Below are 23,938 nucleotides of genomic sequence, written 5' to 3'. Positions count from 1 at the left end.
TATCAATTTATTACTTTTTTTTCGGTTTGACACACTTTTTTGAACATTCCCGTTTTGGATTTTGCTTTGCGTTGTGTGATAGCTTTCTTTAGTGTCTTGACTGCGATAAAATTGATACTGAAAACACATGCAGAAGTTATTGCAAGTGCTGGAAAAGGGGTCAAATTGAACATTGGTAAAATTGCTACAATCGTTCCAGCTGTGAGTAAAAATGCTAACTTCTTGCTTCCAATGATCTTGTTTTTCTTAGCTTTTATCGGATTTAGGCTTTTTAGCTTACCTTTTAGCTTTTTGAGACCATTTTTGAACATTTTTCCCCTTTTTGAATCCTTCTCTACGTGTTTAGTTTTGAATACTTTTATTTTCCACTTGTTATCTTTTTCGATATTTTCTGCTTTAGAGGTTAATTCAACTTTTTTCTGCCATAGCGTAGGTTTCATCACAATTTCAGGGCTTAGCGGTTTCGGCTTATCGTTAGCTTCTTGAACTTTTTTATGTTTTTTCGGCAAAGCTATATTCTTTAAGCCCTTTTTCGCTTTTTTATATAAGTTCTTTATCTTGCTTGGCATTTTTACGTGAATTAAGAACCTGTCTTGAAAGGGAATAAAGAAAAGAGTATGATGAGGTAAGCAAAAAATAGGAGGGTAAATTGTATCCAAGTGATATAAGTGACAAGGAATGGGAAATTTTAGAGCCCTATGTTGCACAAGGAGCGATAGGACGACCAAGAAAACATAACATCAGAACAATTATTAATGCAATAAGGTATATAATGAGGGGTGGTTGCCAGTGGAGAATGCTACCAAAGGATTTTCCCCCATGGAAAACGGTGTATGACTATTTTATCAGGTGGCGTAATAATGGAAAATTGAAAAAAATACATGACATGCTAGTAAAAGAGGTAAGAAAAATGGTTGGTAAAAATGAAACACCTTCAGTAGGTATAATTGACAGTCAATCAGTGAAAACGACTCAAAAAGGGGATCAAGAGGATATGATGCCGGTAAAAAAATAAAGGGTAGAAAACGCCATATTATTGTAGATACACTAGGTCTTGTAATTACTGCAGAGGTACACAGCGCAAGCATTCAGGATCGTGATGGTGCTACCAATCTTTTTATTCAAGCTAAATGCAAAGCTCCAACATTACGTAAGTTTTTTGCTGATCAAGGATACAAAGGTAAATTACAAAATCGATGTTTGTTGGAAACTGGATGTTTGCTAACGATTACCAAGAAATTGGTTGATACAGGATTTCAGGTTATTCCTAAACGTTGGATTGTAGAACGAACCTTTGCTTGGCTTTCCAATTTTAGACGCATGAGCAAGGATTACGAGCATTCTCCTCTTACTTCAAAAAACAATATCTTATTTAATATGATTACTTCTATGCTTACTAAATTAGCTGCTTAACTCCTTTCAAGACAGGTTCTTAGAACCTGTCTTGAAAGGGAATAAAGAAAAGAGTATGATGAGGTAAGCAAAAAATAGGAGGGTAAATTGTATCCAAGTGATATAAGTGACAAGGAATGGGAAATTTTAGAGCCCTATGTTGCACAAGGAGCGATAGGACGACCAAGAAAACATAACATCAGAACAATTATTAATGCAATAAGGTATATAATGAGGGGTGGTTGCCAGTGGAGAATGCTACCAAAGGATTTTCCCCCATGGAAAACGGTGTATGACTATTTTATCAGGTGGCGTAATAATGGAAAATTGAAAAAAATACATGACATGCTAGTAAAAGAGGTAAGAAAAATGGTTGGTAAAAATGAAACACCTTCAGTAGGTATAATTGACAGTCAATCAGTGAAAACGACTCAAAAAGGGGATCAAGAGGATATGATGCCGGTAAAAAAATAAAGGGTAGAAAACGCCATATTATTGTAGATACACTAGGTCTTGTAATTACTGCAGAGGTACACAGCGCAAGCATTCAGGATCGTGATGGTGCTACCAATCTTTTTATTCAAGCTAAATGCAAAGCTCCAACATTACGTAAGTTTTTTGCTGATCAAGGATACAAAGGTAAATTACAAAATCGATGTTTGTTGGAAACTGGATGTTTGCTAACGATTACCAAGAAATTGGTTGATACAGGATTTCAGGTTATTCCTAAACGTTGGATTGTAGAACGAACCTTTGCTTGGCTTTCCAATTTTAGACGCATGAGCAAGGATTACGAGCATTCTCCTCTTACTTCAAAAAACAATATCTTATTTAATATGATTACTTCTATGCTTACTAAATTAGCTGCTTAACTCCTTTCAAGACAGGTTCTAAGATACGATATCGCAGAATTTATCTATTAATTCCTGGTTGTCCTCTATCATTGTATTTGCCTCTTGCTGCAGATATTTAATATTTTTGAATGTAATATTATCCATCTCAGCTGATGCTACTTTCAGTTGTGATTGTATTCTTATATATTTGTCGCCTATTACTTGATCGAGCTGATAGTTTATTGCATCTAAACTTGAAGCAAACATCACATGTAGTAGTGGTTTTATCCACCCTATTCTTCCAAATCTCCTTGAATTAGCATACTTTATACTTCTATTTGTTCTTCCAGTACCTATTGATACCAGTACAATATCATCATTTGGAAACAACCTCTTGCCACTTGCATATGCACAAGCAGCTGGATTATTGGCAAATACCCCGCCATCGACTAATATTCGTTCTGTCTGGTTAATTTTTAGACGTTTTGGTATGAAATAGGTTGGTGCAGCTGTTGTAGCTCTGAGCGCGTCTTTTAGTTTAATAAAGTTTCTGTCTTCTCTCCAGCTTTTGAAGAAAAATGGGCAATTATTGTGAATGTCATAACTGGTAAGCAGTAGATTACTTGAAACATCAGCAATAGTACTTTTGCCGAAGTATTTATCGAGAATGAATTCTATGTTTTTATATGAGTATTGAGCACCATTTAGCCAAGAAGCGATTGACCTTCTCCAGAATGATGATTCAAAGATATATGGTCCATACTTTTCGTAGAGTTCAACTAAATCGTTAGCTGAGTATTTTTGTGTACATAAACCTGCTGCAACAATCCCACCTGTTGAGGTTCCTGCCATAAGATCAAAGATTTCAGCAATCGGTTTCTTTGCTCTCTTTTCTATTTCTGCTAATATTATGGCCGGTATGATGCCTCTTATGCCTCCGCCGTCAACGGATAAGATATACTTTGTCATTGTGAAACTTAGTTATTATTTTTGTTTGTGAATGGCTTCAAGTTCATTGACTTCTTGAGTGAGGTTTTTCACTCTCTCTTCAAGTCGATAGACTATTTCTATTAGTCCTTGGTTTTTTTCTATAAATTTATCATGGATGTGCACCCGTAAATCGAGCTTGGCCAACCACCAGATTACTGCTACGGTTTGGATTAACATGGTAATAATTACCGTAATTGGGATTTTTTGATTTTGCATGTTTATATTGCCGATAATAGCTTATTTTCGGATTTATTCTGATCCTCTGCTTCTGCAAGTAGCTTAATGATTTCCCTGTAAGGTTTATCTTTATTGTGCCGTGATCTTAGTACAGCTACATCTCTTGGATTTTTTCCATCTGTGTCTCTAATGTTAGGGTTTGCGCCTTTTTCTAACAAAAGTTTAATTATCTCTAGGTTACCTTTGTATGAAGCTGCATGTAATGCTGTCCATTTTTCATATTTTGCTGTGTTTATATCAGCTCCTTTCTCTATTAGAAATTTAACAACCTCCAAACATCCTGCACCGGATGCATAATGTAATGCTGTTAATTCGGGAATCTGTGTATTAATATCTAATAGATTATTTGCTGAAAACTTCACAATTTCTAAGTTACAATTTTCAGATGCAATCCGCAGTATTGTTTTATAATTGTCTGTAGCTTTTGCTTTCATATAGCAACAGGTAATAATAACACATACTACTGTTACTATAAACCACCAAAAGTGTAGCTTATTTCTTGAGTCTCTATTCATATTCAATACTTTTTTCAACATTAAACATTTGTTTTACTGATTTCCCCTTAACGTTTACTGATAGATGCTGATAATGCAGTGCGATAACCTGAACTATCTAACACATGCTCTGCTCTGTCAATTAAATATTCACCGTCTATATCTTGATGAAACCCTAACAAGCTAAGTTTCGCCTCTGCAAATAGTTCTGGATTACCAGGCATAGTGATATCCAACACTGCATTATTTCGCTTGAGTTGTTTAATTTTAGCATTTGCTGCACTTAGTGCTGATTCTGCATTCGAATAAAGCGTTTGTATAATATAACTTGGACTACCAGAGCCAACTGTTTCTGATATAGTTTCACCTTTTTCATAGCTATGCCATTTTGCAATCACTGAGTTGTACCTGCTTACGGTAAAATGCACTTTCCAATTTATCGTGTCTTGAGGTCTAATAGCTGTTGTTCCTAAAGCTTTTCCAGTTGCCGATTTTGCTTTGCCTTTTGGAATAAAAAGTATATATCCGCCAGCTAGCTTTGCCATTGCTTCACGCTCTGTTGCGATCTTTGTTAACAGACTTATATCACTTTCTTCTATTTGGTTAATATGTGGAATCAACACACTTGCAAATTCTTCTGCAACTCTGCATCCATATCCGTGCTTTTCTGCTATTTCCTTAACCAAGTTACCCAGAGTAATTTGATGCCATTCTTTTGATACTTTCTCCTTTAATGATAGTCTTAAATTTGTTGCATGAGCCTTTATTAGTAAGGTTTTAGGTGGACTCTGCACCGTAATTTCATTAACTGTATATATACCCATAGGTACTACTCCTGTTTCTTTGTATCCTAAAGCAATTTTCAGCTCCTTTGGAACCTTTATGTTATCATCCCTGTAATCGACACATATTTCAGCCACATCTTCTATAGTCCCTGATTCATCAGTAACATGCATTGACACCAAGCGATTTTTTGCTAATTCATACCCTTCAATGATAAACTCTGGTTGCATCTTATCCCCAAATCTTTAAGACTGATTTCTGTAGAGGTTTCTCAATTATAGGCAGCTTAATTTTCAGTCCTGCTGGTAAAAAGCTTCCATATTCCGCAAGTCCAGGGTTTTCTTCTAATACTATTTCTACTGCTCCCGAAGTAAATCCGTAGTGTTCCCAGCAAATATAGTCCAACATGTCCTTCTCTTTTGTCGAGTAATATATAGTCATGAATAGCGCCTCAAACTTAAATTAAATTCAACTTTTTTTGGCAACCCGCAAGGGAAAAATGACGTTAGCTTTTCTTCAAAACGAGTAATTACAAATCGTCCCAAAATATTTCCCATGCCATCAACTAAAGTGCGGGGTATTTGATTTGCTTCTGCTTCTTTCATATTCTTTAATTCACTTAAATTATTAAGATAAATAACCCCTTCTAGGTCTATATTTTCTGCTCCTCGGCCAATGTTCTGTAGTAACTGCTTGCCAATACACTCAACCACACTCCAACGCTTCTCTTTGCTATACTTTAACCCTAGTTATGGATTAGCCAACAAAGAAAGGAGTAGAAATAGAGGGCTTTTTGGATTTCATGGAGTAGGAAATGAGGGTAGAAAAAATATGGACCAAAAAATTTATTGGTGATCTATGGCGAGTGTGCTCGATTTCAAATTTATTCTTGAGGTAATCAAAAACTGTTTCGATAATCGATCTCTTCCGTAGCAAGATCTTTTCTTTCAGCGAAATTAGTACGTTTTTCATCCCTTTTTTCACTTTAGTAACAAGTTTCAAGCCTCTATTAAGCATCTCCTGGAAAAGCTCTTTTTTGATATAACCCTTGTCACCAAACAATAGCCCAACTAGTCTTTTTGTCAAATTTGGCACAGGTTTCCGATCGTCAACATTGCCTTTGTTGAGAGTAAGTGATTGAATTTCGCCTACTTGATTAATCACCAGATGCAATTTAAAGCCAAAAAACCATCCATAAGTAGTCTTTCCTAGCTTTGCTAATCCCTTAAAAACCTTATTTCTTGAAATCCTTTTGGGATGGCAAACTGCTATTGAAGTGGCATCTATGTATGAAATTCCGGTCATTTTTGCTTGCTCGCAGAACCATTGTAAAAGTAATGCCAAGTACCACAGAACTCTAGGTTTTAACGCAATAAATCTATGATAAGAAGGTAGCTTTGGAAACTCGGATTTGTAGAGTGATTGAAGATAATAAAGGTAAAAAGCCTTAAAATTTTCACATCGAGACTGGTGGTAGAGAAGAATTATTGTAATGATCTCTGAATGCTTAATTTTTCCTACTCTGGTAAGTTTTTTACTCCTTGGCAGAAGTTTATCTGCAAAATTTTCATCGACTCCATTGCAAAAATCATCGACTATACAAAAGATTTCTGTTACTTTTTCTTTCATGGGTACCTCCTATTTAAAATCAATATTAAATATCTTGGAGTTTACCCTTTTTTCCTATCCTCAGCTCCCTTTTTATCTGTTTTTAATCCATAACTAGGGTTCATAATCCTTACTCATACGTCTAAAATTGGAGAGCCAAGCAAAGGTTCTCTCAACAATCCAACGTTTGGGAATAACCTGAAATCCTGTATCAACTATTTTCTTGGTAATCGTCAATAAACATCCAGTTTCCAATAAGCAGAGGTTTTGCAATTTACCTGTGTATCCTTGATCAGCAAAAAACTTATGTAATGTTGGAGCTTTGCATTTGGCTTGAACAAAAAGATTTAGTGCACCATCACGATCCTGAATGCTTGCACTTTGTACTTCAGCAGCAATTACAAGACCTACAGTATCTACAACGATGTGGCGCTTTCTACCCTTTACTTTCTTGCCAGCATCATATCCTCTGGATCCCCTTTTTGAGTAGTTTTTACTGATTGGCTATCTATTATTCCCACTGATGGTGTTTCATTCTTACCAATTATCTTTCTTATTTTTTTAACTAGAAAATCGTGAATTTCTTTCCATATTCCACTTTTTTTCAAGCGCGAATCACAACTATACAAGGTTTTCCATGGTGGAAAATCTTTAGGTAGTTGTCTCCATTGACATCCTGTTCTCATCACATAGCGGATTGCGTTAATAATCGTTCTAATATTATGTTTTCTTGGTCTACCGGTCTTTTTAGGTTCAAAATATAGCTCTATTATCTTCCATTCTTTGTCACTTATATCGCTTGGGTACATTTAAAATATATCTTATAACACACTTCTTAACTCCTTTCTACTTAGTTTGAAGACAGGCTCTAAGGTTGATAATTACTCCTTCAAAACCAAAAATTCCGCTTCCCTGCATCATTCCACGAATTGTTAAAGCTACTGAATTCCCATAGATTAAACCAAAGAGCCTGAAGAGTTCTTTGTCATACTCAGCAAAAGTAAAATCAGCTTCAAGCTTCTCCATGCCCATGTCAATATTTATTGGAATATCCATACCACCAGCTCTATATTCTTCAGTTTTTATGGTAAGTTTTGGCAGGGTGATTTCATCTATTTTTCCTGCATAACCCCGGCCATCTACGAATACATTAAAATTCTTTAAAATCTTCGGTAACATTTTTCTCCCCTTTTTATAATATTGTACCACTCACAAGATGTGACCTGAAAGTAATCTGTTCTGCTGGATATGGTGGTGTAAACTCAAAGTCAAAATATACTTTTCCGCTTGCGATGTTTGCTGGTGTGTTTAATTCTGAAGTTGCGTAACATTTTCCGCTGATAATAGCTCCTTGGGCTTTTAAATTGGCCAAATAAGAATTCACCCCCTCAATTATATCATCTATATAAGTTTTGGTAATATTTCGATCAACTGCCCATAAATGAGCTCGAAGTAAACTATCGTTAATTAAATCTGCAGTACGCCTCACTGATAGAAAAGCCCATTTCGAGTCGCTTGAACATGTTCTATTGCCCCAAAGCCTATAGCCATTTTGATGAATTATCGTTGTTACTTCATTTTCATTTAAATGGTTTGCTCTACAATTTGTATTACCGAGCGTAAAATCAATAGGCCTGCTTGTTCCAACAATACCATTTATCTCTTTGTTTGAAGGCGAATGCCAAAATCCTTGTTCGCTATCTACTTTTGCTATTAAACCAGCTACAAATGGGCTAGATGGCAAAGTTTCTTCTTTTCCTTCAATAAATACCTTAACCCACGGATCAACAACATAAACTCTTGAGCTGCCTACACTTTTTCTCCATTTTATTACTTCTTCATCATTAGTATTTGGCCCATCTGCTACTATTATGCTTCTCAGCTTTTCTGCTATAGAAATTAATGCTGCAACTACTGGATTTTTGCCATCTTCTGGTAGTTGGTGAGTAAAATAGGGAACAATGAGTATTCTTGGCGCAACATGAACTATACTTTCACTGCTGAGGAATGCTTGAATTCCTTGATATTCTCCAGTCTCTTCATCAACTCCACCAATGATATTTGCAGTTGTTTCTTCTTCCTTCAACTTTAGATCAATATTTTTACTTTCCTCAACTCTAATTACTATAACTGTTGCACCAATCTGGGAAAATATTCCATTTATTGCAGAAGGTAAACTGCCACTCTTTCCGAGCTTTGCTGCTTCCTTTAAGCTTCCTGCAACTAACACTGGTTTATTTAGCGGAAATTTTTGCTCATCTGCTTCAGGTGCAGTACCAATTACACCTATCACTGATGATTTAGCTGTACGTACTGTCTTTGCTCCTGAGGTTACCTCAATAACATTTACGCCATGTAAAAATTCTTCAGCCATTTCTTTGTATTTTTTTCCTGAAATCATCTAGCAAAGTCTGTAGCTCATTTTCACTTTCGGCTTCTTCAATCTTTCTTTTGGCTAAATCTTCAAGCTCTTCACATTTAATTATTGCTTTTACTGCTTTTTTCACTTTTTCCTCAATTATTCTTGCCATTTCAATAACCGTAATACCACGGACTTTTGCTAAAGGTTCTATAATTTCTTTATCCTTTTCATCTATAGATTCTGGTGCTGCTAGAATGCTTTTTGCGGCTTCCGCTTGAATCTCATAAGATTTAGCTTTTTGGTGAGAATGACCTGCATATTGGTGAGTATGATTATCATAATAGAAACGCATACTATCAAATGCACAAAGCTTCGCATTATCCAGTAACTCCTTTTGTATATCTTCTTTAGTACGCTGAGCAATTTTTCCTCCTTCTGTTAAACAATAGCTTTTTTGCCAATCAAAATCTTCTGGTGCTTCATACCAATCATTTTCAGTTGGCTTGCTTTCAAGTGTTGTTGTTTCTACTTGTTTATCATTTTCAAATCTAATGTAGATAGACATTCTTTGTTACCTCCAGAGTTCATAAGTTTCAGATAACCCAGGACATTGCCAAGCTTTTAGCGTTCTCTCTACATCTATTTCAAGCCCCGTGGTTAGAAAATTGCTACGTATGTTATATATTCCCCACTGGATAAATTGACCATAGTTGTATACATAATTTGATGCAAGCATACCTTGACTGACTTGTGTTCTGGAACATAGGTAAGATGATGTGTAAAGTAATATTGCAACTGTTTTTCCTGCTGGAATTTCTACATTGCCAGATCCGGCCAATTTGCTATTAGAGCTCGTGTATTGGTAAACATTTTTCCATATTATTTTCGAAATTATTGATTTACTAGCATTGGTATTATCTGGTGTTCCCACAGATAATCCTGCACCCCCATACTCCGTACTAGAGTATGATGATCCAACAAATTCTATTGTTTTATTTATGTTCACATTCGTTGTATTTTTTATAAATACTACTCCAAGTGCAGCATATGGGTAATAGTATATCTCATCATAACTACCCGAAAAACTTTTTGTGCATAACTCTCCGTAAATAAATGTTCCTTTACTTCCCTCTATAAAACTTAGTTGTCTTGGCCGATAAAAACTAACGTAATCTGTATCGTATGTATGGCTACCTGCTAGTAATTGCAACATATAGTCTGTTTTTGTTATATCACTGCTCCACTTTCCAAGCTCTGTTGTAAAAGTTCCGTGGCCAAAGTAATTATTTTTTCTGCCAAGTACACCAAACAAGAAAGGTAATGACCCTGGTTCAACCATATTCCTCTTTTTCACTTCTCTCATAATTGATGAACTGCTAGGCACATCATTGATGGAGTTAAATTTGGTTGTCAGTGTTTTTAGTTGGTCTTCCCTGGTTTTTATTTCCTTCATGATCGATGAACCACCTGGCACATCATTAACAGCACGAAAGTTATCCACTAAACCTTTAAGACCATCTTTATGATCATTGCCAACACTATTTATTGCCGCAATATTGGTATTTTTACGAGTATCAAGTAGCGATATATGTGAATCTGATGATGCTTTTAAAGTGTTTAAGGAACTATCCCTAAGCTTGTTGATTTCACTTACAGATTCTGTTTTTGCTACAGTTATCGCCGATATAGAGCTTGCTTTATTGCTGTTTATGTCACTTAAGTGTTTTTTTGCACTATCAAGAAGTTCTTTTAGCTTACCATCTGTCATCTGTACAATTTCAGAAACCGAACTTTTGTCGACTATCAATTCCAATGCTTTAGCAAGATATGCTAATTGATCTGGTGTACTATTTGCTGCTAAATCCTTAAGCCTTCCTTGTAGTACATCAATTATTTCTTTTATTGTGGTCATTTGCACAACGTTGGAAATAGTTTTTTTATCTATTATTAATTCCAGCGATTTTGCAAGATATGCCAATTGATCAGGTGTACTATTTGCTGCTAAATCCTTTATCCTTTGGTGTAATGCTTCTATTGCTTCCTTCATTCCCAAAAATTCAAAAAAGTTTCAAATCTAAATCGTTCAAAATTATTTTTAAGTTCATCTTCTCTTTCACTCATATCTTCATCTATCTTTTCTATGGCTCTGCGTATACGTACTACATCTTCTACAGCTATGTTCTCTGGATGCGGCAAAGGATATCCGTGCCTCGTTTCATCATTTGGCATTTTTTTTATGTTATAACAATCCGCAAGTTTTTTACCTTTGGACGATAGGCAACCGTTCCACTTAAAACCAATTTTATCCTTGTCTCATTACCATTAAAATTTGATAGCACGTGAGTTCTTTCCACCCAGTTGTCTCCAATAGGTTTTCCTACTGTTAAATCTACTAATTGCCATTCTCCCACGTTTTTCTCTACATAAGTTTTAACGTCTGTAGTGCCGGGTATCAGCGCATCATAGGTAATTGTTATCTTAGTGTTGGATCCTGCTGTAATGCTCCTCGTGACATAATCTCCGGACGCTGAAATATTTCCTAAAACTAGCTGTAATCCTGGGTAGAGAACTGGACTTCTTTTTTTCCCACCTTTTAGGCTTGCTTTTACCGTTAATTCCCCATTTATTCTTTCGCGCAGTGCAAGCGGCAAATTATCAGATAAAAAGTTTTCTTCTCCTTTCTCATCTGTTAAGATAAATTCTATATTGGTATCAAAACCTACTTTTTCTACGTTGGTTAGAGCAATTAAGTCTGATGTATTATTTGCAGTAACTTTTCCCAGATCAATAATGTGAGAATTTTCAGTGAACTTCGCTGCTAAAAGCCTAAAAGTTAGATCTAAATTTTGATGTGGTGTCCAAGTACTTGCATTGCTTGATGAAAGTAATACTCCTACTTGATATGGCTGACTCGTTACCCAGCGGCTATTTACTGCATCATATTTGCCAAGTTCTGCTATTTTTACTGCAGTATCTGCATCATCAGTGAGTAGCACTATTGCATACTCTTGTCCTGCATGGCAAAACACTGGTAACCACTCTATACGTGTTGCTGTGCCATCTATCTTTATATCTTTTGGCTCAATATAACTTTCAGCAATGACAGTCTGCGAGGGCATTCCCACTGCTGTTTCTCTAATCTGCACAACAACACGTTTTTTGCCTTTATTTACAAACCATAGCTCCACGCCTCCTATGTGCCTACTTTCATTTAGAGTAAATGTTTGCGCTAAAGGATCAACTCTTCTTGCTGCGATAACTCTTCTTCTTTCCTCTATGGTAATTGTTTTTTTACCAGTATACGTTGCTTCTCCATAACTGCCTTTATCACCGAAGAACTGCACTAACTTAGTCCCAGCAGGAATGTTTCTTGGTACAGTAAATCTTCCTTTTATTTTTCCTCTGTTATCAGCAATAAATGTTGCGATCATGTTTTTCTTTCAAATATTTTCTATGCTTGAGGTTGAATAAAAATTCCATCAAACTTTAATTCCTTAAGCTTTTCACCAGTTGCAAAACCTTCAATCTCAAAATTTTGAGTTGCTTCTCGCATAAATTCAGTTTCGTATGAGGTACTTGACAGCAGCTCTGTTGTTTCTTTAACATTAAATACTCTGGTTACTGGACTTTTCCAATTCGTGGTAACCTCCGTCCAGTGATCGATGTTCTTGGTGATTGTAACTTTTGCCGGTACTGGATCAAATGCCTGATATGGATTAATTTTTTCACTTTTAGTCTGTAAAAGCTGCTCCAGTACCGGCTCAAGTTTATATGGCAATAAATAAGGTTCTTCACCTCTTTCAACATCAATAATTTCTACGTTTATCGGTAAAATTAGTTCCTTGTTTACTATCGCTGCAGACTGAACAATTCCTTGATCGCGCATATCATCATCAAAGAATGGATCTACAAATACTCCTTTTTTTGCTGTTGGATCCCTTGAATTTGCATCATTACGTAGACGTTCCTCTGCAATAAGTAGCATAAGATCATTTATGCCCCTTTTCATTGCTTCAAGCTCATTCATTGGTACAGCATGGATAGCATTATTCATTACTTTCACCTTTTCCCCATCTTTCCACGTCTGATGAATGTAGCAGAGTAAAAGTTGTCCGCTAGGTGCTTTTGGCATTGATGGTTTCCAAGGGTGGGCAATTCCTTTTATTCTCCTTACTACCCCTTTTGCGTCTATGGTGATTAAATCATAACGGGGCATTTTCCAGGTATAATCAACTAAAACCAAACTATTATCAACTGCTCCCCTTACTTTACATCCTTGTTCATTTATATCTTCAGGGTTCACATGAGTGCGAAAGCGGTAGGTTATTTGATAACTACTCCCAGGTGCTGGTTCTTTGCCCGGTAATGACCAATCAATGTTTCCTGCGTTTAGTTTATAATCTGCACTATTTTCATAAATAACGTCTCCTTGCTTTATCTGAATAATCTCAAGTACCGCAGAGTCAGGTATCGGATCAACAGCTCCAGAGTATGAACCATGAGTAACGGCAAATGTTTTTTGAACAGTTATATCTACTTTTTTGATTTCACTTATTGGAAAATCATTAACTTTTAGTTCCATTACTCTTTGGCTATTTGGCTGAAAAGTATGTGGTTCTGATTCAACTGATTTTATATCTGGATCTTCATCAAAAGAAACACGAATACTATGAGGTAACTCAATTTCATAACCATCAACATGAGCTTTGCCCTCATTAATCACAAATATTTCTTTTTTACCCTTTTTTACCCCTTCTTCTCCCTTTTCTTCTTTGTGGAGGAACATCACTTCTAGCCCATTTACGACGTAGGAACCATTTGCCTCTTTGTCATAACGAGCAAGCGCTGTGGTTACTATGTTTGCTTGTGGTGGCGGTGAATGCTCTATTAATACTCCGTTTTCAATGTTGTAAATTGGATAAAATTCTCCATCAGTAGAAAAAGTGGGAGAAACATTCTCTGCTTGATAACCCCAAATGGTGGAAACTTTAAGTCTTGCTGCCCCTACTTCTTGATAATTACGTGTACCAACTGCAGGATCACGAAGATTCTCATCCTCTAATTCTGTAATAGTGGATAGGGCGAAAAAAACACCGATGCGAACTGTGGTATTCAGTGGAATAATAAATCTTTTTCCCCCTACTTTTCTCACCGCTCCACGAAGATAGATTTTTCCCGATTCAAGTGTGACTTCGCCGGTTTCCCCATCTATGATACAATTGCTTCCTGTTATAACATCACCATCACGAAATATCGCATCTCCTATGCCTTTGAGCTTGAAAAGAGCATACTCTTGAGTCTCGTTTAATTCTGCTGACTGTAAACCCCTTCCTGCCAGGAATAAGCTTTTTTCGTACTCTTTGTCAGGATCAAAGCGATTGTAATAGCCGTTTAAACTCATGTTACTTCCAATTGACTTCAGCCTTATAAGGGATTATCACCGTAATCTCCTCTATTTTATTCGCATTAGTTGCTTTAATGACCCAATCATTCTCCAGCTGAGTTACAGTGACTTTATGAGTATCCTTATCCCAACCGTTATTACCCAGTTTTATATTTACCTCACTCCCATCTGCTATTTTTGGTACGAGATAAACACCGTTTAAATCAATTTCTGGATTTTTGATTCGAGTCGAAAAAGAGGGTTTAAACTTAAACTCTCCTGATTGTTTAAATCTTTGCCACTTTTCTTGATCTACCTCACTTAACTTCACTGCCAACATGTCGTAATAGTACTTTAGCTTCGGCAGAGCTTTTACTTTGTTACTTAACTCTTTTCCTCCGTTAAATGCAGTATAATCAAGATGTATAATCACATCAGAAACTTTTTCAGTATTTTGTAGCTCTAAAATCCAATCAGATACCGCCCCTGTACCTTCAAATGGTAGATAACGTTCATCATTGAAGTTTAATTCGAATAATCCACTATCTTCTTGGTTTCCTTTTGATATTGCTATCTGCTGATTTGTATTACAGTTTACTCTTAATGATTGATTATCACTGAGTTCATTATTTTCATCGAGTAATGACCTTATTGCCTCAATCTCAGGTTTCAGTACTACTCTGTTGGCTGTTTGTTGCAATGTAGCATGAATATCCTGATAAGGAGCAACTTCTGCTTTAATAGTAATTCTTATACTTTTAATCTTACGACAATAATGACCTGGAAAATCAAGATCAAACATTTTTTCTGTTAATGCAAACTTACAGCTTCCTTGAGTTTTTAACTCATTGATTGCAATAGGACTTAGAGGTATTGTTTTAGTAATCTCCAGAGCTCTTTCATTATTATCAAGATACTCTTTGGCCATTTGCTCAAGAGCAAACTTCAAGCTATGACCTGCAAGTAATCCTTCTTTTAAGCTGTTCCAAGAGCTTGCTGTAACAAATACTCTATCGTTATTCAACTCATACTGATAAGTTTTTTCCACCTGTTTTACCATCTCTAAAGCCATCTTATAAGCTTGGAAATATATTATTGCTATTTGCCCTTTCATCCAGTCATAGAGCTCTTTACTTGTAAATTTACTTTCGAAGAATTCTCTTTTTTCCTGGTTTTGCTTGATTGACTCTTTATGTACTTTTAATTCTTGCTCAGCAATGGTTTGATTAATTTGATTTGCCTCTATTGTGTGGTTGATCTGCTTCACATCACAGGCAGCTAATTTTTTCTGTAGATCCCAATCTTCAGCACGTCTTTGATAACTTGCTATGATATTGGATAATTCTGCACCTTCTTTCTTAATATCTGCTAGAGTAGTCAGAAAATCTGCTCCTGTTTGTGTAGAAAAGCCAGGTTTAGCACCACCAAAAGAAAAACCAAATACTGTAGGTATCCAATGTGCTAATGCTGCAGCTCCAAATATACCACAAGCTCCAAGTCTTGTTGAAGTTGCTTCAGAATATGATAAGATTCCTTTCACTTCATGGTATGAACGTCCAGCATTGATTAAACTTTCATAATGCGATTCACGCTCCTCAGCATTATTTAAACTTGCACTCAGTGCATCTTTTTCTTTCTTTAAGGCTTCTATGGTCTTTTCTTTAACCGATGAGATTAAATTACTGATTATTCCTTCTTGTTTGTTGTAAAGAATAGTCAGTGACTCAGCGTCTCTCTTTTCCAGAACATCAAGTAATTCTGAGCCAAATTCTATCACCGTTTCAACTATCGATTTTGCATAACTTACCATTTTACTGAAGCGATAATGTGGTATTAGCTTCACCTCTGGTAGTGCTAGAGAATAACTGCCAGTTGCTGCTGCTAATTGCTTAGGATTAAGTGGTGGTTGAAATAAAGGTAATACTGCTTTTTTTCCTCTAACATCTAAACAATGTCTTATTTTATATAAGCGATCTTCAACTTTATCCCATAGACCAATAAAGCTCTTATTTTCAGGTGTGCAGAAGTAATTGCTGTATTTGATAAGATCATGAGCTTCATCAGATTGAACTGCGAGTTGTGAACCAGCTGGTAGTTCTGTTTCCATTTTCAATAAATCATGGTCTTTTAATTCACTGAAGGATTGAGGTTGAACTGAAAAATTTCCTTTTTTAATAGGTTTTGGGCCAAGTAAATCCCAAGCTCTGATATACAGCATCGTAGCTTGATTTAATGCTTCCCAAGATCCCTTAGCAAAGAGCATATCTCCCCAATCAATGAGGTTATCTATGTAGGAGATGATGATATACTTTTCAAATGCAGTGGTACGTTGTTTTGCAATGGTGTATGGGTCAAATGGATCAATTGCCAGTTCTTCAGCAGTTTGAGTATCATTTATCGACTCAACGATATTATCACTGTTATGCTTTTCAAAAGGCAAAAACTGCCATTCTTTATTATTATTGGTAGGGTTAAAGATATATTGATACCATTTCCTTGCTGTAGCAAAGTCCTGTTCTTTGTGCAAGTGCCAAGCAACCAGCATTGGAATATGGAAAAATATTTCCCATAGATAAAGGCCATAAGCGCCACTGAAGTCCAAAGTATCACTTGGACGATGAGAGATACTATCTGTTGGATTAAATCTTGAAAATGGAAGTTGTTCTATTTTCTGTGACTTTAGAGTTAAAATACTTTTTGGCCCACCAGCATAAGCTTTTTGACGTAAATGGCGAACATTGCCGGTGATGTTTAACCTCGTAAAAGAGAATTTTATATCTTGAAAGTTAGATTTTTGGCTTTTACCATCATATTCAAACTCAAGCTTATTTTCACTTTTGTTTATCTTGTAAGTTGATTGCTCACTAATTGCAGGTAGATCGTAATCTTTAGGTAAAACCAAAAACGACTCACGAATATTTTCACGCTCTAAGTTACCTTCAACAATAAGCCATCCAGGTTTATTGATTACTTGTTGCGATAGGGATTTTTTAAAATTACCTAATAATGCTAATTGTTTTGAGGGATCGTTTTCATATAAAAGTTTAGCATTACCTTCTTTATTGGTAATATTGGTCTCAAAGATGTTTTTGGTTTCTTGTAAACTAAGTTGATAACTATTCTCGATTACATCGTAAGATGGACACTGAATTCTGTCTCCTATTAAATGCTTGACTGCATTACCATATCCTTCAGAGCCGATTAGTGTTACTTTATTACCTTGAATAATATGGCTACACCATTTTTCCATAGGAGTTTTAATCACTTTCCATGTATTGATTTCATTATCATAAATATCTATATTTCCCAAATTGCTAAAGAAAATAACTTTGTTTCCTGCTACTGCTGCTTCTACATCTTTTCGTACATTGCTTGTAGTGTGAGTTGACCAATTTCCGTAATCTTCCTGATCTTCGTAAATATCGACCTGTGCACTGTCCTCACATCCAAAGAAGATAGCCTTATTGCCTACTATTGCTACTACTGAAGTTTTTCGTGCTTTAGTTGTAGTATGAGTTGACCATTTCCTAGTTTTATCATCATAAATATCTATGTTTCGAAAATATCCGCCTTCACCTGTATAACCCCCGAAGAAAATAGCTTTCTTACCAACTACTGCTACTGCCGGATAGTATCGTGCAACACTAGTAGTATGACTTGACCAACTTCTAGTTTCATCATCGTATATATCTATTTTTGAGGACGGTACCTTTATGTGACCACCGAAGAAAATAGCTTTCTTGCCAACCACTGCTGCTGTTACATTTGTTCGTGCAACACTTACAGTCTTGGTCATCCAACTTCCTTTCTCACTATCATAAATATCAACTTGTGCAGAGCGTTGACCATTACTTTTATTACCGCAAAAGAAAATAGCCTTATTGCCTACTACCGCTACTGATACATGTTCTCTTGCTTCGCTTGCAGTATGGGTAGTCCAACTTCCTCTTTCACTATCATAAATATCTACTTGTGCAGAGTTTTGACCACCACTTATCTTACCCCCAAAGAAAATGGCTTTTTTACCAACTACTGCTACTGTTACGTCACATCTTGCAACACTCACGGTATGAGTTGTCCACTTGTTTGCATCAGTTTTCCCATCATCATAAATATCTACTTGTGAGGAAGGTGAATTATAGTCTTTATAACCCCCAAAGAAAATAGCACTTTTTCCTGCTACTGCAACTGCTACATTATATCTTGCAACACTTACAGTATGAGTGCTGAAGGTCTTATTTTCATCATTGTAAATCTCTACTTGTGGGCTTTGGCCTACGAAGAAAATAACTTTGTTACCAACTATAGCTCTTGTGTCATATTGTGAGATACCCTTTTTATTTAATTTAACAGTATCATGTAAATAAGTAAAATCATTAATAAACTTTCCTTTCTGATTTTCACTAGCAACTAAATCTTCATCAAGAGTAAATAAATTAGATGAAGGTTTATTATCATCAAATTTTGTTTTACCAATAACAATGACTATTCGTCTCTCATTTCCATCCTTTTCTTTTAGATAAAAAGCTGCTACTTTCTTCCAGTATAATTCTTTTGCTTCATCAACTGGATCTATTTTAATATCACTTGCAAGCTTCTGTGGTGCTGTCCAACTTCCGCTTGGTTTTTGAAAGATGTAATTAATCGTTGCATCGATTCTTTTTTCGTTATTTTCACTTTTTTCAATTTGTTGCACCCAAAATATAAATAATCTGTTGAATGCATGTATTGGGGTTATTGTTTCAACTGGAATCGATGCCTCTACTTTCTCCCACGCAGTCCAGTAAAGTATCTTTTGGTTTTCTTCATCAAATATTGCTGTGCGGTAATAATAATCATAGGGTTGAGCAAGGGTGCGACCAATAACATATAAAGTATTTTTTCCTTCTACTTTTTCATAACAACTATCAACTATTTTTAAACTAGTTACTTGCTCAAAATCTTCAAAATACTTCATGTATGCATCACTTACTCCTTCATCGGTGATATTTCCTTGCATGAGCGTGTTTTGTAGTTTCTTATACTCTGGAGTAACAATTTTACGTAATGTTGGATTTAAGTAGTTTTCTGGATATAATTTTATCTTATTGCTTGCTTCCCACTCCCGATAACTGGACAGCCATTTCCATTTTTCTTCAGTGAATTTCTCATCAACCTTTATATCTTCTTCTATCATAGCGCGATGAATGTATAGCTGAACACTATTTAGTGCTGCTTTAATCGGCGAAATCTTTGAACATTCACTCATTTCAACATCTATCAGCAAGAATCCATAGAGATCCCTCATGTTTTTCAGGTCTTGATTGATATGTATCATGTACCTTGCGAGAATATCCCGCTTTTCTCTTGCTAAATATCCTTCGTCTTCTTCAGTAATGAGCTCCAAATCTCGAGCAACATCAGTGTATTTTTTCCACTCATCATTTCCACTTACTTTTAAATTATATAAATCCTTGAGCTTTAGTAGAACTTTGACGTTAATACCAGCTATATCCATGAGAGGTTTAATCTTCATCAGAGAGCCTACTGGATCTTGCTTCTCAAAACATGGCCTAAATATTTTGACCTCTTTAATAGCTTCTAGCGTATCTTGATTCCAACCAGTTAGCTGAACCATTTTTTCTATTATTTTGTCACTTTTGTAGTCATTTCCATATAGCCAGCTTATGTATTCTGGCAACTTAGAATATAATCCCTTTAGTGTTCTATAGTTTGCTAAAGTCTTGATCTGCTCAATTGACCAGGTTTCTTGTCCTCCATATGCACTCTTGTAATTTGCAATACTCTCTACTTCAAATTTTAATGTTGTAAATACATCTATATTATGAAGAAACTTTTCTAAAAATCCTCTGTCTGAAAATGATTGCGGATTCTCTGGATCAGCAGTAAATGTATAAATAGCATCTAGTATTTCAGGTTGAATATTACCTACAAACTTATACACCTCGTTATAGAAACTTTGCTGATCTTTTACTCCTTGTACTGAATTGTGCAATTGTTCTGCAAGTTGCTTGCTTGAGGCAGGATCAATCAATCTGCGTATTTGCTCTGTCGTAATTGCATGTTTTGTTAGCCAATCATTAAACTCAACTACATTGTCTTGATTTACTCCTTCTATCTTTAATTGTGATAAGAGCTCTGCTATTGGTATGTTTACTAATCTTGCAAGCAGAACTTGTTTGTATACTTTTAAAATTTTTTCTCCGAATACCTCTTGATCATTGTGGTAGTTAATCAAAGCAGTTAATTCATTACTGTTTACTTCTAAAATATTTTGCAATGCGCTATAATTACTTGCTGTAGCAGCTAGATCTTTGAGGCTTTTTTGACTTAAAAGTGCTTTAAATTCTGGTAGACTGTCAATTTTACTTGATACACTCTCTGGTAAACTATCAGCATACAATGCAAATATCTTAGCTAAAGGTTGCTTAAATCTTTCTTGTAGATTTTTAATCTTTGCTATTTTTTTCTGATCAATTTTACTCCCATTTAGTGCTTGAGTTAATTCAGCAAATGACCAATCAAGTTTGTTTGCTAAACGAATGAAGCGATGTAGAAAGCTCAGTGCTTGATTATCAAGATTATTTATAGTTTGTTCTGTAATAGTAAGTTTTTTTGCACCTTTATAGCTATCAAGTAATGGTTGAAGCTTATCATGCTCTATACCTGTTTGTGCAATGAATTTATCAACATTTTTCAATTGATCTATTTTCCCGTCTTTTATTCCATATACCTCTTTTAAATAAGCTTCTGTCTTATTATCAGACGTAGTTACTTCGTATTCTTCTGGAGAAAGACTCAAAAATTCTGCATCAGTGTCAGCATTTTCAATCAGTATTTTATATATCTCTGCTAAGCTTGTCTTATGCTTCTTAAGGTAAGCACGTATACTCATTAGCGGAAAATTTGCTGGAAGATTAAAAGGATATTTGGCAGTTGCAAGCTTACATAGGACATCATCTTCTTTAAGCGTAAGTTTTAGATTTTTCTCCATTATTTCATTGACAATTTCAAGATATAGCTTTTCCTTGTTGGTATTGTCGCAATCGAGTTTAATATCGTAGAGATCAGGACGACGTTTTTTAAGTAATTTAGGTGGCTGCTCATATTTATCAACTATTTCCAATAATTTAACCAGATAAGCTGCAGGACTAAGTACCGATTGGCAACTTTCACATTGATTGTAATCGTCGGTATTAAAGATTTTTGGTATTTGCATTTTTTCTCCTATAAATTTTCAATGTATGTTGCAGCAGCGTTGAGCTCGATAATGAGGCTCAGAGATGTTCCTAGCGTTTGCCATGTAAATTGAGATAAATTTCTTTCTAGCTGTAGCTTTTTGGTAGATATCCCGTGCTGTACTCTCTGAAAATGTATCTTTTACTGCTTCGACAAATCTATCTTCGAATAAGTCAGTAATTTTAAACACTGAGTCATATAAGAAGTTTTCATCGTCTTTAAAACTCAGTAGCTGCTCAGCAGTGGAATCATCAAGTCCCATCTTCTGTAAACGAATAAGCGCATCATTTGTCATTTCTTTTTTTCCTTTCATAAATTTTTTAAAATGTTACTACAAAGGCAAATGTTTCCCGGGTTGCTGCAGTTCTGATAAGTGGTACGGTGTGTTCTAAAACTAATAAGATTCCAGGATTTTCCACGTCTTTTGGTTCAAAATATCTTTGTCCTCTAGGTAACCCTTCTTTTACTTTAGTACCAACCATAACCCCTAATTCCCTTATCACTTGATTTGCTGCGTCCGTGAAATCGAAAGTAAATTTAAGATAGAGATTATTAGTTGGTACATTTGAGGGCCTAAACCTTCCAGAAGGGGTCAAAAGCTCTCCATTCTCATCACCTGTGCAGAAGAGCACTTCGTTCGCAGTACGTCTGCCAAGCTCATTGAGCAGTTTTTCAGAAGTTATCAGCTCTGGTGGTGTGCTTTCACTATATTCTACAGTAACTGCACTATTTGCCCTGATAGAGCTATTTCCCGTACGTTTAATTACACCAGTACTGCTATCAACTATATAATCTATACTTGGCTGATAAGTTGTTTGTCCTGTAAAAACCCTTACATCTTTAATAGTATGGTGATTTAGAGCTATTTCACCCTCAATAAAAACTTTTTCGACCTGATGGCTACTTTCCCAATTGGCATCACCACTACCCCAAGCAAGATGTATAACTTGCTCTTTTATGCTGGCTGCTATTGCTGCTCTTCCTGATTGTGTAAGAATTGACACCTGTGATGAGTTTGAAAGGCTTATATAATATATATTCAGGATTTGGAAAATTTTTGTCCAAAAAAAATGAATTTTTGCCTAATTTTTTGTTGCAGTATTATTTAAAAATCGAACTGTATTATTCTCGAAAAAAAACAATAGAATATCAATAGGTTAAAAATTGCATCTGTATTATTTATTTTTGCTCCTGTCCTACAAAGTGCACCTATAAGTTCTCATCCTTAAAGCATTAATTGTTTTAGGGAAAAGTTATGAAACTAAAAACTGCCATAGTTGTTCAAAATATACGGTATCAAGCTAAGAGATTAAAACTTTTTGAATGCTTTGCTCATGAAACTCATGAAGATCTTGAGCAAGAACTTTTCTGTGAAATTTGGACTTATCTTGATAGATATGATGAAAGTAAAGGTAGCTTTAACACTTTTGTAGCAAGATTAACTGAACGTCGTGCCAATAACTTATTGGAGAAACAACTATGTATTAAACGCAACATTAATAACTACGTCAATATTGAGAAAACAGAAGCTTTTGAAGATGAAGTAGCAAAACGTACTGATGTAGATTACATGATTTCAACGCTACCAAGAAAGATGCAAAAGATATGCGAACAACTCAAGTACTTTAACTTATATGAAGTTGCTAAGATGAACAACATATCAAGAACTACTTTAAATACTATGGTAAGAAAAATACGTATAAAACTCTCTTCCATCTACTACAAGAGCAAAAAGAAAAATTGAACATAAATTCTACCTTTCCTGAATATATAACATATACCATTGAGGTGAATAAATGACTTTTAAAATTTTAAACAATAATGAAAGATTGAAAACAACTACAGGCATAAAAGTAGTAATTTTTGGTCCTTACGGTATTGGTAAAACCAGCCTCTTAAAGACTATAAGTGAACCAACACTATGTCTTGACTTTGAAGCAGGTCTGCTTGCTGTTCAAGATTGGCAGGGAGATTCAATTAGTGTTCGTACTTGGAATCAAGCTCGGGATATTGCCTGCCTAATTGGTGGTCCAAACCCTGCGCTGAAATCTGACCAAGCATACAGTCAAAAACACCATGAACATGTATCTGGCAAGTATAAAGATCTTCTTTCTGAGACTTCTAAATACCGATGCATCTTTGTAGATAGTATAACCGTTGCTTCACGTTTATGTCTTTTATGGGCAAGGATGCAACCTGAGTGTTTTTCTGATAGATCGGGAAAAGAAGACAAAAGAGCTGCTTATGGGTTACTTGCTCAAGAGATGATGGCTTGGCTCAATCAGTTTCAACATATCAGAGATAAAGACATCATCATAGTTGGCACATTAGGTCAATATCTCGATGACTGCAATCGTCCAACTTGGCTACCTCAATGTGAAGGAGCTAAAACTGCTAGTGAGATTCCAGGTATTGTTGATGAGGTGATCAGCATGGTTGGAATTAAGAAAGATAATGGCACAGAAGTACGTTCATTTATCTGTCAGACTATTAATACTTGGGGATACCCAGCTAAAGATCGAAGTGGCTGCCTGAATATGGTTGAAGAACCACATTTGGGTAAATTACTTGCGAAAATTAAAGCCAAAACTTTGGCTCCTATTGCTTAATTAAAAAT

At 35.6% G+C, this 23,938-nt stretch carries 23 protein-coding genes and 1 pseudogene; 4 read left to right on the top strand and 20 right to left on the bottom strand.

Annotated features, from left to right (window positions below):
• Positions 1-2: 2 nt before the first annotated feature.
• On the bottom strand, positions 3-569 hold the full coding sequence (locus OPR49_RS00970) for a hypothetical protein (RefSeq protein ID WP_265027180.1): 567 nt from the start codon (positions 567-569) through the stop codon (positions 3-5).
• 80 nt (positions 570-649) lie between these two features.
• Here OPR49_RS00970 and OPR49_RS00965 point away from each other — a divergent pair.
• Together OPR49_RS00965 and OPR49_RS00960 are read left to right on the top strand one after the other, a co-directional pair.
• Positions 650-1,413 (top strand): IS5 family transposase gene (locus OPR49_RS00965; RefSeq protein WP_156518237.1). Its coding sequence is split into 2 segments (ribosomal slippage): positions 650-1,004 and positions 1,004-1,413, totalling 765 coding nucleotides; the frame shifts between segments, so codons are not numbered across the junction.
• A gap of 87 nt (positions 1,414-1,500) precedes the next feature.
• Positions 1,501-2,264, top strand: a protein-coding gene (locus OPR49_RS00960; protein WP_156518237.1) for an IS5 family transposase whose coding sequence is annotated in 2 segments (ribosomal slippage) — positions 1,501-1,855 and positions 1,855-2,264 — 765 coding nt in all. Because the reading frame shifts where the segments join, the coding sequence is not laid out codon by codon here.
• Between the two features lie 18 nt (positions 2,265-2,282).
• Here OPR49_RS00960 and OPR49_RS00955 read toward each other — a convergent pair.
• The 19 genes and pseudogenes from OPR49_RS00955 to OPR49_RS00870 all read right to left on the bottom strand — a co-directional run bounded on the left by OPR49_RS00955 (position 2,283) and on the right by OPR49_RS00870 (position 22,325).
• Entirely contained in the window at positions 2,283-3,194 is a 912-nt protein-coding gene (locus OPR49_RS00955) for a patatin-like phospholipase family protein (protein WP_265027179.1), read from the bottom strand.
• A gap of 15 nt (positions 3,195-3,209) precedes the next feature.
• Entirely contained in the window at positions 3,210-3,431 is a 222-nt protein-coding gene (locus OPR49_RS00950; protein WP_265026768.1) for a hypothetical protein, read from the bottom strand.
• 2 nt (positions 3,432-3,433) lie between these two features.
• Entirely contained in the window at positions 3,434-3,967 is a 534-nt protein-coding gene (locus OPR49_RS00945; protein WP_265027178.1) for an ankyrin repeat domain-containing protein, read from the bottom strand.
• A 47-nt stretch (positions 3,968-4,014) separates the two neighbouring features.
• Positions 4,015-4,959 carry a contractile injection system protein, VgrG/Pvc8 family gene (locus OPR49_RS00940; protein WP_265027177.1) on the bottom strand — a complete coding sequence of 315 codons (945 nt, stop codon included), beginning with the start codon at positions 4,957-4,959 and terminating at the stop codon, positions 4,015-4,017.
• A 1-nt stretch (position 4,960) separates the two neighbouring features.
• On the bottom strand, positions 4,961-5,170 hold the full coding sequence (locus OPR49_RS00935; protein ID WP_265027176.1) for a tail protein X: 210 nt from the start codon (positions 5,168-5,170) through the stop codon (positions 4,961-4,963).
• Positions 5,167-5,442, bottom strand: a complete 276-nt coding sequence (locus tag OPR49_RS00930; protein WP_406833421.1) for a phage tail protein — start codon at positions 5,440-5,442, stop codon at positions 5,167-5,169. The genes OPR49_RS00935 and OPR49_RS00930 overlap by 4 nt, the downstream gene beginning before the upstream one ends.
• A 43-nt stretch (positions 5,443-5,485) precedes the next feature.
• A complete protein-coding gene (locus tag OPR49_RS00925) occupies positions 5,486-6,358 on the bottom strand; it encodes an IS982 family transposase (protein ID WP_265027175.1) in 873 nt (290 codons plus the stop codon).
• Between the two features lie 93 nt (positions 6,359-6,451).
• Entirely contained in the window at positions 6,452-6,763 is a 312-nt protein-coding gene (locus OPR49_RS07525; RefSeq protein ID WP_406833429.1) for a transposase, read from the bottom strand.
• Positions 6,764-6,780: 17 nt separating this feature from the next.
• Positions 6,781-7,146, bottom strand: a complete 366-nt coding sequence (locus tag OPR49_RS00920) for a transposase (protein ID WP_265027174.1) — start codon at positions 7,144-7,146, stop codon at positions 6,781-6,783.
• Positions 7,147-7,204: 58 nt separating this feature from the next.
• Positions 7,205-7,516 (bottom strand): annotated as a pseudogene (locus tag OPR49_RS00915) (phage major tail tube protein); the annotation flags it as partial.
• A 13-nt stretch (positions 7,517-7,529) separates the two neighbouring features.
• Positions 7,530-8,711, bottom strand: a complete 1,182-nt coding sequence (locus tag OPR49_RS00910; protein WP_265027490.1) for a phage tail sheath subtilisin-like domain-containing protein — start codon at positions 8,709-8,711, stop codon at positions 7,530-7,532.
• Positions 8,704-9,264 (bottom strand): hypothetical protein, encoded by a 561-nt coding sequence (locus OPR49_RS00905; RefSeq protein WP_065095397.1) that lies wholly within the window; start codon positions 9,262-9,264, stop codon positions 8,704-8,706. Before OPR49_RS00905 ends, OPR49_RS00910 begins: the two co-directional genes overlap by 8 nt.
• 6 nt (positions 9,265-9,270) lie before the next feature.
• The gene (locus OPR49_RS00900; RefSeq protein WP_265027172.1) at positions 9,271-10,746 is read right to left on the bottom strand and encodes a hypothetical protein; all 1,476 of its coding nucleotides are present in this window, start codon (positions 10,744-10,746) and stop codon (positions 9,271-9,273) included.
• Positions 10,743-10,928, bottom strand: a complete 186-nt coding sequence (locus OPR49_RS00895; RefSeq protein ID WP_264328512.1) for a hypothetical protein — start codon at positions 10,926-10,928, stop codon at positions 10,743-10,745. Before OPR49_RS00895 ends, OPR49_RS00900 begins: the two co-directional genes overlap by 4 nt.
• Before the next feature lie 5 nt (positions 10,929-10,933).
• Entirely contained in the window at positions 10,934-12,130 is a 1,197-nt protein-coding gene (locus tag OPR49_RS00890; RefSeq protein ID WP_265027171.1) for a hypothetical protein, read from the bottom strand.
• Positions 12,131-12,150: 20 nt separating this feature from the next.
• A complete protein-coding gene (locus tag OPR49_RS00885; protein ID WP_265027170.1) occupies positions 12,151-14,100 on the bottom strand; it encodes a DUF4815 domain-containing protein in 1,950 nt (649 codons plus the stop codon).
• Between the two features lies 1 nt (position 14,101).
• Complete coding sequence (locus tag OPR49_RS00880; protein ID WP_265027169.1) at positions 14,102-21,301, bottom strand: Tc toxin subunit A-related protein; 7,200 nt, start codon at positions 21,299-21,301, stop codon at positions 14,102-14,104.
• An 18-nt stretch (positions 21,302-21,319) separates the two neighbouring features.
• On the bottom strand, positions 21,320-21,616 hold the full coding sequence (locus OPR49_RS00875; RefSeq protein ID WP_265027168.1) for a hypothetical protein: 297 nt from the start codon (positions 21,614-21,616) through the stop codon (positions 21,320-21,322).
• A gap of 25 nt (positions 21,617-21,641) precedes the next feature.
• Positions 21,642-22,325, bottom strand: a complete 684-nt coding sequence (locus tag OPR49_RS00870; RefSeq protein WP_265027167.1) for a hypothetical protein — start codon at positions 22,323-22,325, stop codon at positions 21,642-21,644.
• A 251-nt stretch (positions 22,326-22,576) separates the two neighbouring features.
• Between OPR49_RS00870 and OPR49_RS00865 the strand changes: the two genes are divergently transcribed.
• Together OPR49_RS00865 and OPR49_RS00860 are read left to right on the top strand one after the other, a co-directional pair.
• Positions 22,577-23,065 carry a sigma-70 family RNA polymerase sigma factor gene (locus OPR49_RS00865; protein ID WP_065095315.1) on the top strand — a complete coding sequence of 163 codons (489 nt, stop codon included), beginning with the start codon at positions 22,577-22,579 and terminating at the stop codon, positions 23,063-23,065.
• A 52-nt stretch (positions 23,066-23,117) separates the two neighbouring features.
• Positions 23,118-23,930 carry an ATP-binding protein gene (locus OPR49_RS00860; RefSeq protein WP_065095314.1) on the top strand — a complete coding sequence of 271 codons (813 nt, stop codon included), beginning with the start codon at positions 23,118-23,120 and terminating at the stop codon, positions 23,928-23,930.
• Positions 23,931-23,938 lie beyond the last annotated feature (8 nt).

This window comes from Wolbachia endosymbiont (group A) of Bombylius major, from assembly GCF_947251895.1.
GTDB classification, from domain to species: Bacteria; Pseudomonadota; Alphaproteobacteria; order Rickettsiales; family Anaplasmataceae; genus Wolbachia; species Wolbachia pipientis.
The sequence above is the reverse complement of the archived record's forward strand: the minus strand, read 5'-3'. Positions and strand labels throughout refer to the sequence as shown.

Excerpts from the sequence above, each read along its gene's own strand:
- OPR49_RS00970 (WP_265027180.1), bottom strand. The coding sequence starts at position 569 with ATGCCAAGCAAGATAAAGAACTTATATAAAAAAGCGAAAAAGGGCTTA.
- OPR49_RS00955 (WP_265027179.1), bottom strand. The coding sequence starts at position 3,194 with ATGACAAAGTATATCTTATCCGTTGACGGCGGAGGCATAAGAGGCATC.
- OPR49_RS00950 (WP_265026768.1), bottom strand. The coding sequence starts at position 3,431 with ATGCAAAATCAAAAAATCCCAATTACGGTAATTATTACCATGTTAATC.
- OPR49_RS00945 (WP_265027178.1), bottom strand. The coding sequence starts at position 3,967 with ATGAATAGAGACTCAAGAAATAAGCTACACTTTTGGTGGTTTATAGTA.
- OPR49_RS00940 (WP_265027177.1), bottom strand. The coding sequence starts at position 4,959 with ATGCAACCAGAGTTTATCATTGAAGGGTATGAATTAGCAAAAAATCGC.
- OPR49_RS00935 (WP_265027176.1), bottom strand. The coding sequence starts at position 5,170 with ATGACTATATATTACTCGACAAAAGAGAAGGACATGTTGGACTATATT.
- OPR49_RS00925 (WP_265027175.1), bottom strand. The coding sequence starts at position 6,358 with ATGAAAGAAAAAGTAACAGAAATCTTTTGTATAGTCGATGATTTTTGC.
- OPR49_RS00920 (WP_265027174.1), bottom strand. The coding sequence starts at position 7,146 with ATGTACCCAAGCGATATAAGTGACAAAGAATGGAAGATAATAGAGCTA.
- OPR49_RS00910 (WP_265027490.1), bottom strand. The coding sequence starts at position 8,711 with ATGGCTGAAGAATTTTTACATGGCGTAAATGTTATTGAGGTAACCTCA.
- OPR49_RS00905 (WP_065095397.1), bottom strand. The coding sequence starts at position 9,264 with ATGTCTATCTACATTAGATTTGAAAATGATAAACAAGTAGAAACAACA.
- OPR49_RS00900 (WP_265027172.1), bottom strand. The coding sequence starts at position 10,746 with ATGAAGGAAGCAATAGAAGCATTACACCAAAGGATAAAGGATTTAGCA.
- OPR49_RS00895 (WP_264328512.1), bottom strand. The coding sequence starts at position 10,928 with ATGCCAAATGATGAAACGAGGCACGGATATCCTTTGCCGCATCCAGAG.
- OPR49_RS00890 (WP_265027171.1), bottom strand. The coding sequence starts at position 12,130 with ATGATCGCAACATTTATTGCTGATAACAGAGGAAAAATAAAAGGAAGA.
- OPR49_RS00885 (WP_265027170.1), bottom strand. The coding sequence starts at position 14,100 with ATGAGTTTAAACGGCTATTACAATCGCTTTGATCCTGACAAAGAGTAC.
- OPR49_RS00880 (WP_265027169.1), bottom strand. The coding sequence starts at position 21,301 with ATGCAAATACCAAAAATCTTTAATACCGACGATTACAATCAATGTGAA.
- OPR49_RS00875 (WP_265027168.1), bottom strand. The coding sequence starts at position 21,616 with ATGACAAATGATGCGCTTATTCGTTTACAGAAGATGGGACTTGATGAT.
- OPR49_RS00865 (WP_065095315.1), top strand. The coding sequence starts at position 22,577 with ATGAAACTAAAAACTGCCATAGTTGTTCAAAATATACGGTATCAAGCT.
- OPR49_RS00860 (WP_065095314.1), top strand. The coding sequence starts at position 23,118 with ATGACTTTTAAAATTTTAAACAATAATGAAAGATTGAAAACAACTACA.